Below are 16,067 nucleotides of genomic sequence, written 5' to 3' on the forward strand. Positions count from 1 at the left end.
TTTTATTATTTTTCTCCCTCCACAATTTTAATCTCTTCCTCCGTTAACCCATACAGTTCATACACCATGTTATCTATTTCCTTATCCGTAGCACTAATTTGCGTTTGAAGTGCCAAGGCTTTTCCTTGTTCTGCTTGGAAATATTCTTCCCATTCGGATTTTTGACCTAAACTCAATTCTACCTTCTGCTTTTTTAACTCTTTTAAGAAATCTGCATAAGATAATTCATACCAAGATTGGAGTCTATTACTCAATTTCTCCAAGGAAAATTCTCGTTCTAAAGTGCGGTGAAATTTAGAAGTGATTTCTTGGAGTTCTTTGTTGAGAGAAAGCATCAGGTCGGCTTTGGCAATGAAAGGTTGTTGGGCGGTGGGAGGGATTTGTTTGATAGGTAAATTAGATAGAAAATTCTTTTTGAATCTAATTCCTGATGTACCTAAACCGCCTCCTGAGTAATATTTTGAATATATGTAAAAAGAGAGTTTAGAATTAAGAATAGACAATAAATATTCTAAAGAATCTCCTGTTATAAAAGTGATCGTATCATTAGTGAAATACCCAAAATTATCTATTACAAAAGGTGTTGTTGATGACATTTCTTGCCAAACTATTTTTTTTTCTTTAAAAGAATCTACATACGCACAATTACGTAAATTATAAGCTGTATCACCCTTGTCATATCTCTTAGATAATTGCGGTTCAAATCCTGATAAATATTCCTTTAATGTAGGATAATCGTCTATTTCAATTTTTGAATTATCATTATAACCGTTGTGAATATTTAGTAAATACAATTTTTGATAATCTATATTATACCTACTTACATCTCTACCTCTTAAAACAGGAAATATTAATTCTTTATTTCTTACATCTTTAGAAATTAATTCATCTTTTATATCTTCCGTAATTATAAAAGCATCGTTTAACCCCGTTTTTATACCGTAAAAGACTTTGACGTTAGTTTCCTTTAAAGGTACACCTTGCTTATCAAATTTATCTTTTAATTTCTTTTCCTTTGCAGACATTATTGACCAAACATCATCCAAATTGGGTTGAATAAAAACTCTATCTTTTTCAAAAACAGAAAAATCAATAAAATTATTCTCTTTTGAGATGTCTAATCCAATAAATTCCTTACCATTATCTAAAGTCTTTTGAAAAATTAAGATATTAGAATCAACGGTTGCACTTTCAAATATTCCTGAACCTAAATCCATTATTTCAATAGGTTGAGTTTTAGAAATAAAATAATTTCTCAATGATTTTCCATAGTTGGCTCTCATCCATTTATTAGAAGTGATAAAGCCTAATAAGCCATTTTCTTTTAAAATAATATTTCCTAATTCGTAGAATAAACAATATAAATCTCCTGTTTTTTCAAAGGCTTCAAATTTGCCATTGTCAAATCCTGCGGATGATTCCATCGTTTGAATTTGTACATACGGCGGATTTCCCACCACCACATCAAATCCACCTTTGGCGAACACTTCTGGAAATTCCTTTTGCCAATTAAATGCTTTTTCCCCTGCAATTTCGGGGTCGTCTATCAACGAGTTTCCGCATTTGATATTATTGTTCAGGCTATTGAGTTTTCTGCCTTTCTGTGCCGTGCGCAACCATAAAGAAAGTTTGGCAATTTCCACGGATTCTTCGTTTAAATCCACGCCGTAAATGTTGCGTTCTAATATATCGGTAGAAATATCCGAAAAGATAAAGCCACCACCTAGTAATTGTGCACGGAGTTCATCTATTTTTTGGTGTTCTTCAATCAAAAATTCCAAAATTTGGTTCAAAAAGGAACCAGAGCCACAAGCAGGGTCAATAATCGTTAAATCCAACAGCCAATTACGGTAATCAGTCAATTTTTGGTCGAGTTCTTTGATGGTTTCTTTCTTTCGGCTTTTACGTCCTTTGGCATATTCTTCATCGTCAATGCCTAGTTCGGTTTTCTTCTCTTCGCATAATTTTCCAACGGTATTTTCTACGATATACTTCGTAATGTATTTAGGCGTGTAGAAGATTCCATCTTTTTTCCGTTTGGTTTTTTGAGCATCCACCACTTCACCGCGTATTTCGGCTTGCACATGTTCAATTTCATTCAACGAATGTTCGAAAATATGTCCCAAAATATTCACGTCCACATCGGTTTCAAAATCGTAACTGCTTAATTGAAGCGTGTGATCATGCAATAAGTCATCGTCAATTTGGATGTTATCCAAGATTTCATCAGGCGCAAATAAACCACCGTTGTAGGCAAAAATCTCGTGTTGTTTACCTTTGTGCCCCGTATTCATATAACCAAAATATTTTTTGAAACGTTCATACAATGGCACGTAATTGTCTAATTCTCGCAAGGTTTCCCACTGTTTTACAATCTCACTAATGGAATTAGGCGGCAGTAATAAACGGTCTTCAGCAAAGAATATAAAGAGGAAACGGTCTAGTAGTTTTTGTGTTTTCTTAAAGAGAATTAATTTATCCGTATCAGGATTATTTTTTACCAAGTTGGCATATATTTCTTCTCTAAATCTGGAGTAATCGGCATATAGTTTTTTGGTAATGTTTTCCTCTTGCAATACAGACGCTTCTTTCATTTTGAGCGGTAAATCACTCAAAAGATTCGTTTTTGCAACACAGAGCCATAACAAAGAAAAATCGGTTTTTGTTAAATTGAATAAGTCGAAATCTATGTGATTGACTGCATTTTGGATATAAAAACGTAGTTTCTCAAAGTTAGAGGTAATCACATACACACATTCAGGATGATGATTTTTATATCCAAAGGCTTGTGCTTCCACTTTATCCAAGTCGGTAGTGTCCGTTCCTTTTAATTCAATTACGGCAATGGCATTTTCATTTTTCAGAATAGCACCGTCCACCTTCTTGCTATTGGCGATGTTTTTAAGTTCTGTGGTCAAGTTAAAATCGGGTTCAGGATTTAGCGTATATCCCAAAACCTTAACAAAGAGTTCTCTTAAAAATCCTTCCTGAAATTGTTCCTCTTTCGAGTTTCGAATATTTTCTTGAATCTGAGGATTGCCGAAATAAGCTTGAAAATCTGCAAATTTCTCATCGATAAACGCACTGTCTAATTCATTCAGATATTTATTTTCAACAGATTTTTGAAAGATACTCATAGGTACAATTTGATTTTTTTGTAAATGTTCCTTTCAAATATAAATAATTTAAAGAAGTTAATTGGACCGAAAAGGAATTTTCGAGTCTTTATTTGGGACTGATAACTAGGAGGACTGTCGGTCCGAGTGATTTTTTGCAAAAGATTGCTTGGCCAGAGCATGCCGAAGGGAATCGAAACCTGATACTTCTATTTGGTTAACTCAGCAGTAAATTCTTACAGTTTTCTCAATTTTCATAAAGAATTTTTTTTACTTTCGCCCCATATTTACTGTTAGACCTGCCCTAACGCAAAGCGCCCAAACCTTACTAGTATGTTCTTTTGTGGACAGGACAGTGCAAAAACGAAAAAAATTGATACTAATATATTTACAGAATGTTATTTAATTCCTTTGCTTTTGCGGTATTTTTTCCGCTTGTGTTTATTCTATATTGGGCTATTTTCAATAGAAAAAATATAAAAGCCCGTAACTTTTTCTTAATTGTAGCGAGTTATGTGTTTTATGGTTGGTGGGATTGGAGATTCCTTTCTCTCATAATAATAAGCTCGTTACTGGATTTCCTCATTGGGAAATATATACACCAACTCAATCTAAAAGAAGAAATACCTGAGTCTGATGAGGTAGTCTTAGGAGAAATCAAGCGGAAAAAGAAAATTTGGTTGTGGGTGAGTGTTGCTGTAAACATTGCTTTCTTAGGATTTTTTAAGTATTTCAACTTTTTTGCCGACAGCTTGGTGGATTTGTTTGCTTTGATTAATATACATCTAACGCCAACTACACTTCATATTGTATTGCCGGTGGAATTAGTTTCTATACTTTCCAAACATTGAGTTACACCATTGACATGTATCGCAAGCAGACGGAACCTGCAAAAGATTGGATGCAGTTTTTTGCTTTTGTGAGTTTTTTCCCTCAACTTGTCGCTGGACCCATTGAAAGGGCAAAAAATCTATTGCCACAGTTTGAATCCTTAAAAACCCCTGATTACAAAAATTTTCGTTCCGCCATGTTACTCATAGCGTGGGGTTTTTTCAAAAAGATGATGATAGCCGATCGGCTTGCCATTTTTGTAGAGAAAGTTTATGACAGTCCTGCTTCCGCAAATGGTTTCCCAATGATTTTAGGAGTGATTTTTTTCGCTTTTCAGTTATATCTTGACTTTTCCGCATATTCTAATATTGCCAGAGGAACTGCTACATTATTTGGATTCAAATTGATGCGAAATTTCGACAATCCCTATCTATCTACTTCGTTTGGAAACTTTTGGAAACGTTGGCACATCTCGCTTTCATCGTGGTTTATGGATTATGTTTATATTCCACTCGGTGGTAATCGCAGAGGTCAATCACGTACAATGGTGAATATACTGATTGTGTTTGCTGTTAGTGGATTGTGGCACGGTGCTTCTTGGAATTTTGTGATTTGGGGAATTTTAAATGCTTTGTTTATGATTGCTTTAGATCCTTTATTAAATTTCAATAGAAAGAATAGTCCAAAAACTGAAAAAGAAAAGTTTCTACCTCACATCATTAAATCATTCTTCATTTTTGCAGCGTGGGCAGTTTCACTCATATTTTTTCGAGCGAAAGGTTTTGACGCTGCTATAGAGAGCTTTAAAAGTTTGAGTTTTGCAAATATTTCTGAAATAGCGAATTATGGACTAAATAAGGCAGAATTGAAATTGTCCTTTATCCTACTGGGCATTTTATTGTTGAAAGAGATGTTTTGGGAGTGGAAAGGAGAAACAATAGAAACTTATTTCTATAAAATACCGGGATTATTCCGTTGGGTTATCTATATAGTTTTAGTCTTAAGTATTGTTTATTATGGGCAATACGGAACGGGTAACGAGCATTCATTTATTTACTTTCAATTTTAAAGAGTGATGAGCAAAAAGAAATATATAAAACAACCACAAGTAGAAAAGAAATCTAACATTGTAGAAAAATCATTTTCGTGGTGGAAGTTTTCGATAAAAATTATACTTCTTTTCCTTGCTGTTTTGTTAGTGGTAATCTATACAGATAAAAAGGGCTATTTTACTGCTGATCAAAAGAACAATCACATCAAGAGAAAGTGGGCTTCTTTTTACGATTATACTCAAAAAAAGGAAGTGGATGTTATTATTTTGGGAAATTCACATATTATAACCGGAGTTGATCCATTTGTTTTATCTGATGCGACAAGCTCAACCTGCTATATTTTGGGTAATTCCGGCACAGGAATTATTGATGCTTGGTTTCAGTTAGGTGAAGCATTGAAGCATACACACCCAAAATTAGTCATACTGGAAACGTATTGCATTAACAATGAGGAGAAATTTGGAGGGAATATAACCCCATATCTTCAAAGTTTTGATGCACAAAATGATGTGTTATATAAATTGAAACGCATGCCTCAATTGTTTAATAGTGATAGTTGGGTTTCAGCTTGGTCGCCGTCTATTCGCAATCATTCATTTTTATTAACTGATACGGAAAGAATAAATTACAATATCAAAAACCAGAAAGAACATAAATCTAAAAAATTGGATTTGGGTAGGTTTGCTCGTTTTGGATTTGGCTTACAAGACAGTACTTTGGCTAAATATGATTCGATTGGTGCACCAGCTAATGGCAAAGAATTTCAAATATCTGCATTTTCAAAGAAGTATTTGAAAGAGATTATGGAAATGTGTGAGGCCAAAGGAATCCCGTTATTATTTCTTACAATTCCAATGTATTACAAGCATGTTGCCCATTACGATAGTTGGAAAGCAACCTTGAATGAAGAGTTGAAAAAATACCCAAACAGCAAATGGTTTGATTTACAAATGCCTTACGATACACTGCTTTACACTCCAAGTATGTTTGAAAATACGTATAAGGAAAACCAACACTTATCCAATTTGGGAATGATGGTTACTGCTTACAAACTTGCAGGATACATAGATGAAAACTATCCAAATCTTTTACCCGACCGTTCCAAAGACCAAAAATGGATTAATGATTTTAAAACTTCCACCCATTTTGTGTACAACCAGAATATTGCAGATGGAATGAAAGGTTTTACCTCTATTATAAAAGATAAACAGATTGGAGATTTTCATATCAGAGAACTGGCTATGCAAGTAAACAAAGAGAGTGACCGGGTAATTCTTAAAATAGATAAACACGAAAATTTACGAGATACTCTAACCGTTCAATACAGTATTACAATGCAAGGAAATGATTTTATTACACCCATAAAAATGTACAAAATGAAAGGAATCTTTCCACCCAAACATGAAGTTTACTTCATTGATGTGCGAAAAGACGTGAAGATTAGAGAAATTGTAAATATTGAAAATAAGTAATTGGTTTATCAAACCATTGCAACTTCTTGATTTTATATAATTTGTTTAATTTCTTATTCCTCTGTGGAATAAACTACTTCTCCATTCAGAATCACTGTTTCTATTGTATTCTCACCAAATGAATAAGGGATTCTAGCCAAAGATGAGATTCTTTTTGTAACTAGGATATTTGCTTTCTTACCAATACTGATAGATCCATGTGTTTTTTCAATTCCCATGGCATACGCTGTGTTCAATGTTGTAGCATTTAAAGCTTCAATAGGTGTCATTTGCATTTTGGTACAAGCCAGCGAAGTTAACAACTGCATATTTCCACTAGGTGAAGAACCTGGATTATAGTCTGAAGCAAGTGCAACAGGCAAATCAGCAGCCATCACTTCTCGTGCTTTTCCGAAGGGAATAGAAAGGAAGAAAGAACAACCAGGTAAAAAGGTTGGCATGGTTTGACTTCCTTGTAAGGATTTGATATCGTTTTCATCTAACTCTTCTAAATGGTCAACGGAAAGCGCTCCAAAGTCCACAGCTGCTTTGACACCACCTAAAATAGAGAACTGGTTCACATGTACTTTTGGAATTAACCCATATTTCTTTCCGGCTTCCATAATACGTGTCATTTGCTCAACTGAGAAGTAATTGCGTTCACAAAAACAGTCGATGTAATCTGCTAATTTTTCTTCTGCAATTTTGGGAAGCATTTCATTAATAATTAAATCGATATATCCTTCTTGATTTTCCTTATATTTTTTTGGGAAAGCATGAGCGCCCAAGAAAGTTGCTTTAATAGTTAGTGGTGAATTTTCTTTGAGACGTTTAATGACACGTAAAATCTTTAATTCTCCTTCTACAGATAAACCATAACCAGATTTAATCTCAATGGCTCCCGTACCATAAGGAATGAGTGCATGAATTCGTTCCAGGGCCTCTTCGTAGAGAGTGTCTTCATCCATTTCTTGCAGGTGTTTGGCAGAATTTAAGATTCCCCCACCTTTAAGTGCAATTTCCTCGTATGTTAACCCTTTGATTCTATCTTCAAATTCACCTTCACGGGTAGCAGCAAAAACAGCATGTGTATGAGAATCACAAAAGGTAGGAAGTACATATTTTCCATCGGCATCAATCACCTTTAAATCTCTCCAATCAAGAATTCCTTCCCAATTATCCATTGTATCGTAAGCGATAATTTCACCGTCTTCTATGGCAAGATATGCATCCTCCAAGATGTTTCCTTCCTCCATTTCTTTCCCTTTTTTATAGGATGAAATGTTTTCTCCAGCTTGGAATAAACCTTTTATGTTTTTAATTAAGATTTTACTCATATTCTATCTTTCTTGTGTGGGCAAAGATAGATATAATGTTGGAAATGTTCTGGTAAAATAAAGACGAACCTATAACTATTCGAGTATGAGTTTCTTAGTGATAGTTCCCTGCTCAGAAATGATATGTACTAAATAAACACCTTTAGAGAACTGTCTTGTTTGAATGTTGGTTTCCGTATTCGTTGTAGAAAGCGAAAGCACTTCTTGACCTAACATATTTTGAAGCGCAATGGATTTAACTCCTGACAGACTCGTACGAATCGTAAACTCATTGGTAGCAGGATTTGGGTAAATAGTCACTTTTTCTAGCATATCTTGATTATCTATTGAGGCAGGTCCAACGCATACTTTATAGGTGATAGAACTTCCAAAATCAGCGTCAGCCTCAGGTAATTCAGCAAGAATATTTCCACTTGAAACCTCAGTAAGAGTCATGCTTCCAGTATAGTTACAATTTCCGAGTCCTGCACCAGAAACGCCATCTCCATAGGCATCTATTAGCGTTAAAAAATAACAGCCTTCATCTAAGCAAAATTCTTTTTCTACTTTGTAGTTATAGTTATATGAACCTGGGTAGTTACTTCCCGAATAAAGAGGTTGCCCTAGACTATTTGCTAAGTTCCAAGATGTTTCTTCCGCAAAACAGCCTAAATTGAATACAAAATCGAGTAAATACCCATTCGTATTAACATTGAATTGAGCATTGATAAGATCGTTGCTGATATTTTCGTCTGTGCTACCATTTGGATTACTCAGCTCAATATTGATATCGTTTTGTCCATTTACACTTGTAAATAAAGGCAAAAACACAGTGTCAATCTGATTTGTTGGTAGATTTCCTGTCCAAGTTATACTTTGTGGTGAGCCGTTGTTGTATGTATAATTAACCGTTAGCGAGGTAAGTGCATCATTTCCTTTATTCTGAATAAGTACTTCTGGGATAAATTCTGATCTACAGTTGGCATCTGATAAATTCAGGAATTCAATAGCCGCAGCGTCAACGGTGAATGTTGTTTCATAAGGATTATATCCTGGGATGGAATTGGCATCTGTTCCTGAAGGATCTAGCCAATATTTTAATTGTTCGTCATTTCCACTTCCATCAGGTTTCCATGAATTATGTAACCTTCCGTAATAATCATATCCTGTTCCTGCGTTTGCACAACTGGAATTTCCACCCCAAAGTTGACCAATAATTCTCCCTTTGTGATTATATAAAGGTGAACCTGAAGAAGCACTCTCGGTAGCAGTATTTCTATCCCAGACAACTATCCATGAATTTTCAAATTCATGTGTTGAATTTGGATAGTCAGCGGCGACAGCTGGATTATCATCAAATGAAATTTTCTTAATATCTCCTTTTGGATGATGTATGCAAAAAGTGGATGGTGGGGGAGTATTGCTATTATCCCAACCTGCCATAAATGGATTACAACTGGCTGGAATTATTCCATTATCAAGTCCAGCAGTGATCTCAACTAAACAAAAATCGGATGGTTTCCTTTTAGCTCGTAAAACCGCACCTGATAGGGATTCAAAACTTGGACTTGATCCGGGGTTTGAACAAGTTGGAGCTTGCCAATTGAAGCGAAAAATCCATGTAGCCACATCTTGATGAGATGTCCAGCAGTGGTTTGCTGTTAATACATAAGGAGTTCCATCATTATTGGTGTTATTGATAGTGGCTCCAGAGCAGAATCCATTACTTCCTGCTACAATCATGACGGCGCTGTTGCGTTGATCTTGATAGGGTAATCCATCAGGGCAATTTACGTTCATTTGACAACTCCCAGAAGAACCAAAGGCCTTATCTAAAAACTCCTCTTGTGAGCGATATCCGTATGTTGCACGTGCAATATTTATGTTACCTATATTAGAAGCATTTATCGCAGGCACAAAATATTCTACAATAACTGTATTTCCATAGACTAACTCTGCACCTAAAGCACCTTGATACAAGTGTTTTCTGGTAAATTTACCTAGTACAAAGTCACCTGTTGGGTTATAGATATACAGTTCATTTCCGCTTGGAATCTCAGAATTTTTGAAAGTAAGATTGATGCTTTGTGCATTTTTCATCTTAATTGCCAATAGCCAAATCTTATCTCCGTTTGTTGTAGTAAACCATGTTCCGGAGTTCGTTAAATCTAAATCTGTTTCATAATTATATCCAAACCGCCATGGACCATTTTGTAAGGAATCGTTGATTTTATCTTCGGCTCTTAGAAGAGCAATGTTAGGTTCATTAAATACGTAAGAGGAAACATTATCCTTTGCATAGAATCCTAAGCCATGTGGATGACCTCCATCTCCTTGTTGACCATATACAATAGAGAATACACATAAAATAAATACAGATAAAACAACTCTTATCATATTCTAGGATTTTAACTATATGTTAAAACGAAATGAGGAAGTAAAAAGTTTGTTTATACAAATCTTATTTTACCTTCATACCTTTCACCACTCTTTCTTTACGAAGATCTTTCTTGTAGTTTTTCAACTTAACCATGAGATAGGCAGAGGCACTCCCGCGAACTGCATAGTAAACGGCATCACCGTAATCTAATTCTCCTTTTCCATCTGCCCACTCAGCTTCTAGATAGAATCTCCCATTAGTAATGTTTTTACGCTCATTAAAACGAAGTGTTTTTCCATTTCCTACTTCAAAACGAATAGAAACAGAACCGTCTTCAGCTCTTTTTTCTAAAATACAAGGTCTATTAGCAGGTATAATGATTCTCTCAGAAGAGGAAGAAGAGGAAGAAACCAAAGTACCTGAAGTACCTGTTGTAGATACTTTATCCTGTTTATCACTCCTTTCTAAAATAATAGTTTCGGAAGTATAGAATTGCACTTTTTTAAGCTTCTCATCTGATAAATCAAATTCAGATCTTAGTTTGGTAGTGTAAGGGACTCTTGTTGCACAACTTGCCAACAAGATGATTGAGATTAATCCAACTAAAACTCTCATCGTTTTGTAATTTTTTAATTTAAATACGAAAATAATAAACAAAAACGATTCCAAAGCGATTAAATTGTGAATTCTGTGATTTATATCTGTAAAGACAAGGTCTTCTTTTCCATTTTTAAGATGATGAAACAAATAGAAGTAGGCATTGAAAAGAAAAGACACAACCCAATATACAGAATTATTCATCCTATTCAGGTTGTGAGAATTTATCAGCTGGCCATTTTTCTGGGTTATTGACAATATAATTTGAGATATTTTGAAATGATTTATCGTTGCGAATAATATGGTCGTGGAACCGGGATTGCCATTGAAATTCGAATCCCAAACGGTGGGTGTGTTTAGAAACCGCAGATTTATAGGAACGAATAATGGTCGAAATTGAATTTGATTTCGGTGAAATCATTGACATTTGTTCATTTTTGGGGGATAATATGTGTGGTGATGGGGATGGTTGGGATAATGATGATGGTGGTTGTGGTTGTGGTAGAGGCGTTGCATGCAACGCCTCTACAATGCCACCCCCATATTCCACAATGTCCCCCCCATATTCCACAATGCCATCCCCATATTCCACAATGCCATCCCCATATTGAATACCATTTCCAAAATGAATATCATCATCCCCATTTCCATATTCCACAATACCATCATCCCCATATTCGGTATTAACATTATCATTGGTCAATATCAAAACCCCATGAATATGATTTGGCATTACAACAAATGCCCCTAATTCGACATTTTTGGTGTGTTGTGGGATTTGATGCCAGAAAATATCGGCAATGACACCAATATGTGACAATTCCATTTTTTTGTTTACAATTTTGCCAAAATAATGTTCCCTATTTTGTGTGCAAATGGTTATGAAATATGCACCAGCCCATCTATAATCCCAATTTTGCAAACGGGTAGATTGTATTCTATATTTATTCTGAAATTTATTCATAATTGGTGGTTTTTTTTGAAACATATAGATTAATATCTAATTGTCCCTTATTAATTAAAGATAGTAAAATTATACTACCAAATAATGCATACACTTTATTAATTTTGTATCCTCATGAATCTACTTCGATTCTTCATATACAGTAATATAGTCATCAGCCTATCAGCAGGTGCGTTAGCAGGTGCTTGTGCTACCAAACTAGGTAATCCACACAATTTTGGAATAGGAATAACAGTGTTTTTTGCTACCTTATTTATTTATAACATTCAGCGTGTTTTTCGACATACTGAGGTGTCTGAAAATTTTTCTGCTAGACATCAATGGATACAAAAACATCTTATTATTCTGAAAGTGTTTTCTGGTATTGGCATAGTAGGTTCTATAGCAACCTATTTCTTTTGGTTAGGATGGAATATAGATTTTTGGTTTTTAGCAATTAGTGCCATTATTGGAGTACTATATGCTTATCAGATTACGCCTAAGTGGCTAGCTTTACGTGACATTCCATATATCAAAATTTATTTGATTGCATCTCAATGGGCATTAACCTCGGTATATTGGCCGTATATGCGCATAGCAGATAGCATAGATTTTCCAATAGCATTAGGGATTTCTGTCTTTACCTTTATTTTGGCAATTACGATTCCTTTTGATATCCGTGATATTGTATATGATCAACCAACAAAAAAAACTATTCCGCAACTCGTTGGAATACAAAAAGCAAAATGGATTGCAATAATGATACTGGGAATTAGTGCTTTTACGCTTTATAGTTTTGAAAAGGAAGTTGTGCATTCCTTTCTGTTTTACTCCGTTTATATTGTTTTTGCATTTTTAATTCTATTCTCTTCTACCCAAAAAGAAGAAATGTATTTTTCCGGGTGGATAGATGGCTGGATAATTATTTATGCTTTTCTGATTTATTTAAACTAGAATCTCAAACCTACATTAATACCTAATTGAAATGATTTGACTTTGTCTACTTCTTTCTGAAGAATATTGGAAGAATATTGCAAGTTCAGTCCTACTCCAAAATTTCGATTCCAATATTTCAACGTGAAGCCACCATCTAGGCCATAAAACCTATGTCCAATATGGCCTGCAACCATTCCCACATTGAATTTATAATCTATTCCACTATATGGGTCAAAATGTTGAGAAATGACTAGACCAGGCTGAGGGAGGTTGATCCAGAATTTATTAGGTATGATAAGTGGAACAAAATCGTCTGTTTCTAATCCTCCTATTATAATAGAAAAGAAAGTCATATCCAATCCAAAACGAATTTTTGATGTTTCACTAGCTTCTTTAAAGAAGTAGGAACCGCCAAGACGAAAGCCAAAGCCTAAATCATTCTTTTGATGAAGCAACATTATATTCTCAACTTGGAATCCGTTGCCGTCTCCATACGAATAAGTATATGAATCATTAGCATAATAGTTAGAGTATAAATAATTTAGAGGAAGGAAGTCTATATTTAAGATAAAACGTTTACTAAGTGTAGGCTCTAAATCCTTCTTCTTGCGGAGAGATGAGTTCCAGTTGTCTCCTATTTCAGTGTGAGTTGTTAACTCTTGAGATGGGAGTATGGCCATATTGCTCTCATCTAGATACTGGCTATCAGTTTGAGCAATTAAGCCACTTGTGAGCACTAATGTGATTAGAAATAATGTAATTTTCATGCTATTTTCTTTTAATTATTTGTGTCTTAGAAATAGAATCCACAATTCAATCCAATTTGATGTGCCTGACTTTTGTAGTTTGATTTCATTCCCAAGTTACCACCGGCAAATTGATATTCACACCCAATCGAAAAATGTCCAATCCAATATGAAAAACGATTTCGTACACCAAAAGAAGCAACCTCATGATTAGTATCTGCGAACAAAAAACTCATACCAGTATTGAGACGAAAATCTATTCCACTATTTTCAGTTAAATGATATCTTATAATTGGACCTAGCTGGCCAATACCTAATAAAACAGCACTTTTATTCATGTTTTCCATATTAAATCCTACTGTTGCAGACACATACTGTATATCTAAGCCTGCATAGAATTTTCGTTCTGGAGTCATTTTGCCAAAAAAGACACTACCCCCCATGCGGAAACCCCCTCCTACAACTTCAGAATGAAATTCTTGTGGTACGTATGGTTGAGGAGAATAACCATCTAGATATATCATATCATTATAACTATCTATATATCTTGTTGAGATGTAACTAAATGGAACAAAGTCGAAATATTTCACGAAATTTTTATATGGGTAAACCTTTTTGGGTTTGATGGGCGTTGGCGGAGAATTCTTTTGAGCTTCTGTCACTGTAGACTTCTCTTCCCTTGGTTCTTTATATAAATCTTCAATGCTCTTCTTTAATGTTGCTAAATATCCATAATTATTCTCCTCAAATGCAACAGCCATTTCTTTTCTTAAATCTAATTCTTTTTTGAGCTTAGCAGCCAGACTATAATCTTCTTTTAGATAGGCTTCTTGGATGAGTTCTGTAAGGGCTTCCATCCGTTTTTCGTTAGCTACTTTAGGATCTTCGCTTTGAGCAAAAGTCAAAGTCGTAACAAGAATAAACCCTAATAAAATATATAAACGCATAAGTTTTGTGTTTTAAGATAATATACAAAGATATGTAAATTTATTAATAACACCCGTTGTGCTAGAATCTCAAACCTACATTAATACCTAATTGAAATGATTTGACTTTGTATTCTTCAATTTTTTGAAGATTAGAAGAATATTGCCAGTTCATTCCTACTCCAAAATTTCGATTCCAATATTTCAATGTGAAACCACCATCTAAGCCATAAAATCTATGCCCGATATGTCCAGCTACTATTCCCGCATTGAATTTATAATCGATTCCGCTATGTGGGTCAAAATGTTGTGAAATGACTAGGCCAGGCTGAGGGAAGTTAATCCAGAATTTATTAGGTATAATAAGCGGAACAAAATTATCTGTTTCTAAACCTCCTATCATAATAGAGAAAAAAGTCATATCCAATCCCAAACGAATCTTGGATGTTTCACTTGCTTCTTTAAAATAGTAGGAGCCACCAAGACGAAAACCAAGACCAAAATCATTTTTATTATAGAGCGCTATATTTTCTACAGTAATGTACTTATCATTTTCATCCCAATAAGAATATGAATCATCTTGGTAATAAGAAGAATATACATAGTTCAGAGGAAGGAAATCAACATGTAAGAGGAAACGTTTGCTATTTGTGGGCTCTTTATCTTTCTTCTTGCGGAGAGATGAACTCCAGTTGTCTCCTATTTCAGTGTGAGTTGTGAATTCTTGAGATGGGAGTATGGCCATATTGCTCTCACCTAGATACTGGCTATCAGTTTGAGCAATTAAGCCACTTGTGAGCACTAATGTGATTAGAAATAATGTAATTTTCATGCTATTTTCTTTTAATTATTTGTGTCTTAGAAATAGAATCCACAATTCAATCCAATTTGATGCGCCTGACTTTTGTAGTTTGATTTCATTCCCAAGTTACCGCCGGCAAATTGATATTCACACCCAATTGAAAAATGTCCAATCCAATATGAAAAACGATTTCGTACACCAAAAGAAGCAAACTCATGATTAGTATCTGCGAACAAAAAACTCATACCAGTATTGAGACGAAAATCTATTCCACTATTTTCAGTTAAATGATATCTTATAATTGGACCTAGCTGGCCAATACCTAATAAAACAGCACTTTTATTCATGTTTTCCATATTAAATCCTACTGTTGCAGACACATACTGTATATCTAAACCTGCATAGAATTTTCGTTCTGGAGTCATTTTGCCAAAAAAGACACTACCCCCCATGCGGAAACCCCCTCCTACAACTTCAGAATGAAATTCTTGTGGTACGTATGGTTGAGGAGAATAACCATCTAGATATATCATATCATTATAACTATCTATATATCTTGTTGAGATGTAACTAAATGGAACAAAGTCGAAATATTTCACGAAATTTTTATATGGGTAAACCTTTTTGGGTTTGATGGGCGTTGGCGGAGAATTCTTTTGAGCGTCAGCCACTGCAGACTTCTCTTCCTTTGGTTCTTTATATAAATCTTCAATGTTCTTCTTTAATGTTGCTAAATATCCATAATTATTATCCTCAAATGCAACAGCCATTTCTTTTCTTAAATCTAATTCTTTTTTGAGCTTAGCAGCCAGACTATAATCTTCTTTTAGATAGGCTTCTTGGATGAGTTCTGTAAGGGCTTCCATCCGTTTTTCGTTAGCTACTTTAGGATCTTCGCTTTGAGCAAAAGTCAAAGTCGTAAAAAGAATAAACCCTAACAAAATATATAAACGCATAAGTTGTGTGTTTTA

13 protein-coding genes are annotated in these 16,067 nt (G+C 34.7%); 4 read left to right on the forward strand and 9 right to left on the reverse strand.

Translation table 11 applies throughout. The features are described from left to right. Positions 1 to 5 precede the first annotated feature (5 nt). Positions 6 to 3,137, reverse strand: coding sequence for a BREX-1 system adenine-specific DNA-methyltransferase PglX (locus tag M9897_01855; GenBank protein ID MCO5267621.1), 3,132 nt, complete (start codon positions 3,135 to 3,137; stop codon positions 6 to 8). Between the two features lie 374 nt (positions 3,138 to 3,511). Here M9897_01855 and M9897_01860 point away from each other — a divergent pair, with 374 nt between their 5' ends. The 3 genes from M9897_01860 to M9897_01870 are packed head-to-tail and all read left to right on the forward strand — an operon-like array spanning position 3,512 to position 6,471. Next, complete coding sequence (locus M9897_01860; protein ID MCO5267622.1) at positions 3,512 to 3,967, forward strand: hypothetical protein; 456 nt, start codon at positions 3,512 to 3,514, stop codon at positions 3,965 to 3,967. 14 nt (positions 3,968 to 3,981) lie between these two features. Continuing rightward, a complete protein-coding gene (locus M9897_01865; GenBank protein MCO5267623.1) occupies positions 3,982 to 5,016 on the forward strand; it encodes an MBOAT family protein in 1,035 nt (344 codons plus the stop codon). A 6-nt stretch (positions 5,017 to 5,022) separates the two neighbouring features. Next, on the forward strand, positions 5,023 to 6,471 hold the full coding sequence (locus M9897_01870) for a hypothetical protein (GenBank protein ID MCO5267624.1): 1,449 nt from the start codon (positions 5,023 to 5,025) through the stop codon (positions 6,469 to 6,471). Between the two features lie 53 nt (positions 6,472 to 6,524). Here M9897_01870 and hutI read toward each other — a convergent pair whose 3' ends face one another. From hutI to M9897_01890, 4 genes are all read right to left on the reverse strand, one after another. After that, the gene (gene hutI, locus M9897_01875) at positions 6,525 to 7,787 is read right to left on the reverse strand and encodes an imidazolonepropionase (GenBank protein ID MCO5267625.1); all 1,263 of its coding nucleotides are present in this window, start codon (positions 7,785 to 7,787) and stop codon (positions 6,525 to 6,527) included. A 75-nt stretch (positions 7,788 to 7,862) separates the two neighbouring features. Beyond that, positions 7,863 to 10,163: a T9SS type A sorting domain-containing protein gene (locus tag M9897_01880; GenBank protein ID MCO5267626.1), complete on the reverse strand. Its 2,301-nt coding sequence runs from the start codon at positions 10,161 to 10,163 to the stop codon at positions 7,863 to 7,865. Between the two features lie 64 nt (positions 10,164 to 10,227). Continuing rightward, a complete protein-coding gene (locus M9897_01885) occupies positions 10,228 to 10,947 on the reverse strand; it encodes a hypothetical protein (GenBank protein ID MCO5267627.1) in 720 nt (239 codons plus the stop codon). Position 10,948: 1 nt separating this feature from the next. Continuing rightward, positions 10,949 to 11,707 (reverse strand): transposase, encoded by a 759-nt coding sequence (locus M9897_01890; protein MCO5267628.1) that lies wholly within the window; start codon positions 11,705 to 11,707, stop codon positions 10,949 to 10,951. A gap of 114 nt (positions 11,708 to 11,821) precedes the next feature. Here M9897_01890 and M9897_01895 point away from each other — a divergent pair, with 114 nt between their 5' ends. Further along, positions 11,822 to 12,640 (forward strand): hypothetical protein, encoded by an 819-nt coding sequence (locus M9897_01895; GenBank protein ID MCO5267629.1) that lies wholly within the window; start codon positions 11,822 to 11,824, stop codon positions 12,638 to 12,640. Here the strand turns inward: M9897_01895 and M9897_01900 are convergent. The 4 genes from M9897_01900 to M9897_01915 all read right to left on the reverse strand — a co-directional run bounded on the left by M9897_01900 (position 12,637) and on the right by M9897_01915 (position 16,052). Next, positions 12,637 to 13,389, reverse strand: coding sequence for a hypothetical protein (locus tag M9897_01900; protein MCO5267630.1), 753 nt, complete (start codon positions 13,387 to 13,389; stop codon positions 12,637 to 12,639). The genes M9897_01895 and M9897_01900 overlap by 4 nt on opposite strands. Before the next feature lie 26 nt (positions 13,390 to 13,415). Further along, a complete protein-coding gene (locus M9897_01905; protein ID MCO5267631.1) occupies positions 13,416 to 14,315 on the reverse strand; it encodes a hypothetical protein in 900 nt (299 codons plus the stop codon). 61 nt (positions 14,316 to 14,376) lie between these two features. After that, a complete protein-coding gene (locus M9897_01910; protein MCO5267632.1) occupies positions 14,377 to 15,126 on the reverse strand; it encodes a hypothetical protein in 750 nt (249 codons plus the stop codon). Between the two features lie 26 nt (positions 15,127 to 15,152). Then, positions 15,153 to 16,052, reverse strand: coding sequence for a hypothetical protein (locus M9897_01915; GenBank protein MCO5267633.1), 900 nt, complete (start codon positions 16,050 to 16,052; stop codon positions 15,153 to 15,155). Between the last annotated feature and the right edge of the window lie 15 nt (positions 16,053 to 16,067).

Origin of the sequence: Brumimicrobium sp., assembly GCA_023957385.1 — a bacterium.
Classification (GTDB): domain Bacteria; phylum Bacteroidota; class Bacteroidia; order Flavobacteriales_D; family Crocinitomicaceae; genus Brumimicrobium.

Bases quoted from the DNA above. Each gene is read 5' to 3' on its own strand.
- M9897_01855 (MCO5267621.1), bottom strand. From the start codon at position 3,137: ATGAGTATCTTTCAAAAATCTGTTGAAAATAAATATCTGAATGAATTA.
- M9897_01860 (MCO5267622.1), top strand. From the start codon at position 3,512: ATGTTATTTAATTCCTTTGCTTTTGCGGTATTTTTTCCGCTTGTGTTT.
- M9897_01865 (MCO5267623.1), top strand. From the start codon at position 3,982: ATGTATCGCAAGCAGACGGAACCTGCAAAAGATTGGATGCAGTTTTTT.
- M9897_01870 (MCO5267624.1), top strand. From the start codon at position 5,023: ATGAGCAAAAAGAAATATATAAAACAACCACAAGTAGAAAAGAAATCT.
- hutI (MCO5267625.1), bottom strand. From the start codon at position 7,787: ATGAGTAAAATCTTAATTAAAAACATAAAAGGTTTATTCCAAGCTGGA.
- M9897_01880 (MCO5267626.1), bottom strand. From the start codon at position 10,163: ATGATAAGAGTTGTTTTATCTGTATTTATTTTATGTGTATTCTCTATT.
- M9897_01885 (MCO5267627.1), bottom strand. From the start codon at position 10,947: ATGAATAATTCTGTATATTGGGTTGTGTCTTTTCTTTTCAATGCCTAC.
- M9897_01890 (MCO5267628.1), bottom strand. From the start codon at position 11,707: ATGAATAAATTTCAGAATAAATATAGAATACAATCTACCCGTTTGCAA.
- M9897_01895 (MCO5267629.1), top strand. From the start codon at position 11,822: ATGAATCTACTTCGATTCTTCATATACAGTAATATAGTCATCAGCCTA.
- M9897_01900 (MCO5267630.1), bottom strand. From the start codon at position 13,389: ATGAAAATTACATTATTTCTAATCACATTAGTGCTCACAAGTGGCTTA.
- M9897_01905 (MCO5267631.1), bottom strand. From the start codon at position 14,315: ATGCGTTTATATATTTTATTAGGGTTTATTCTTGTTACGACTTTGACT.
- M9897_01910 (MCO5267632.1), bottom strand. From the start codon at position 15,126: ATGAAAATTACATTATTTCTAATCACATTAGTGCTCACAAGTGGCTTA.
- M9897_01915 (MCO5267633.1), bottom strand. From the start codon at position 16,052: ATGCGTTTATATATTTTGTTAGGGTTTATTCTTTTTACGACTTTGACT.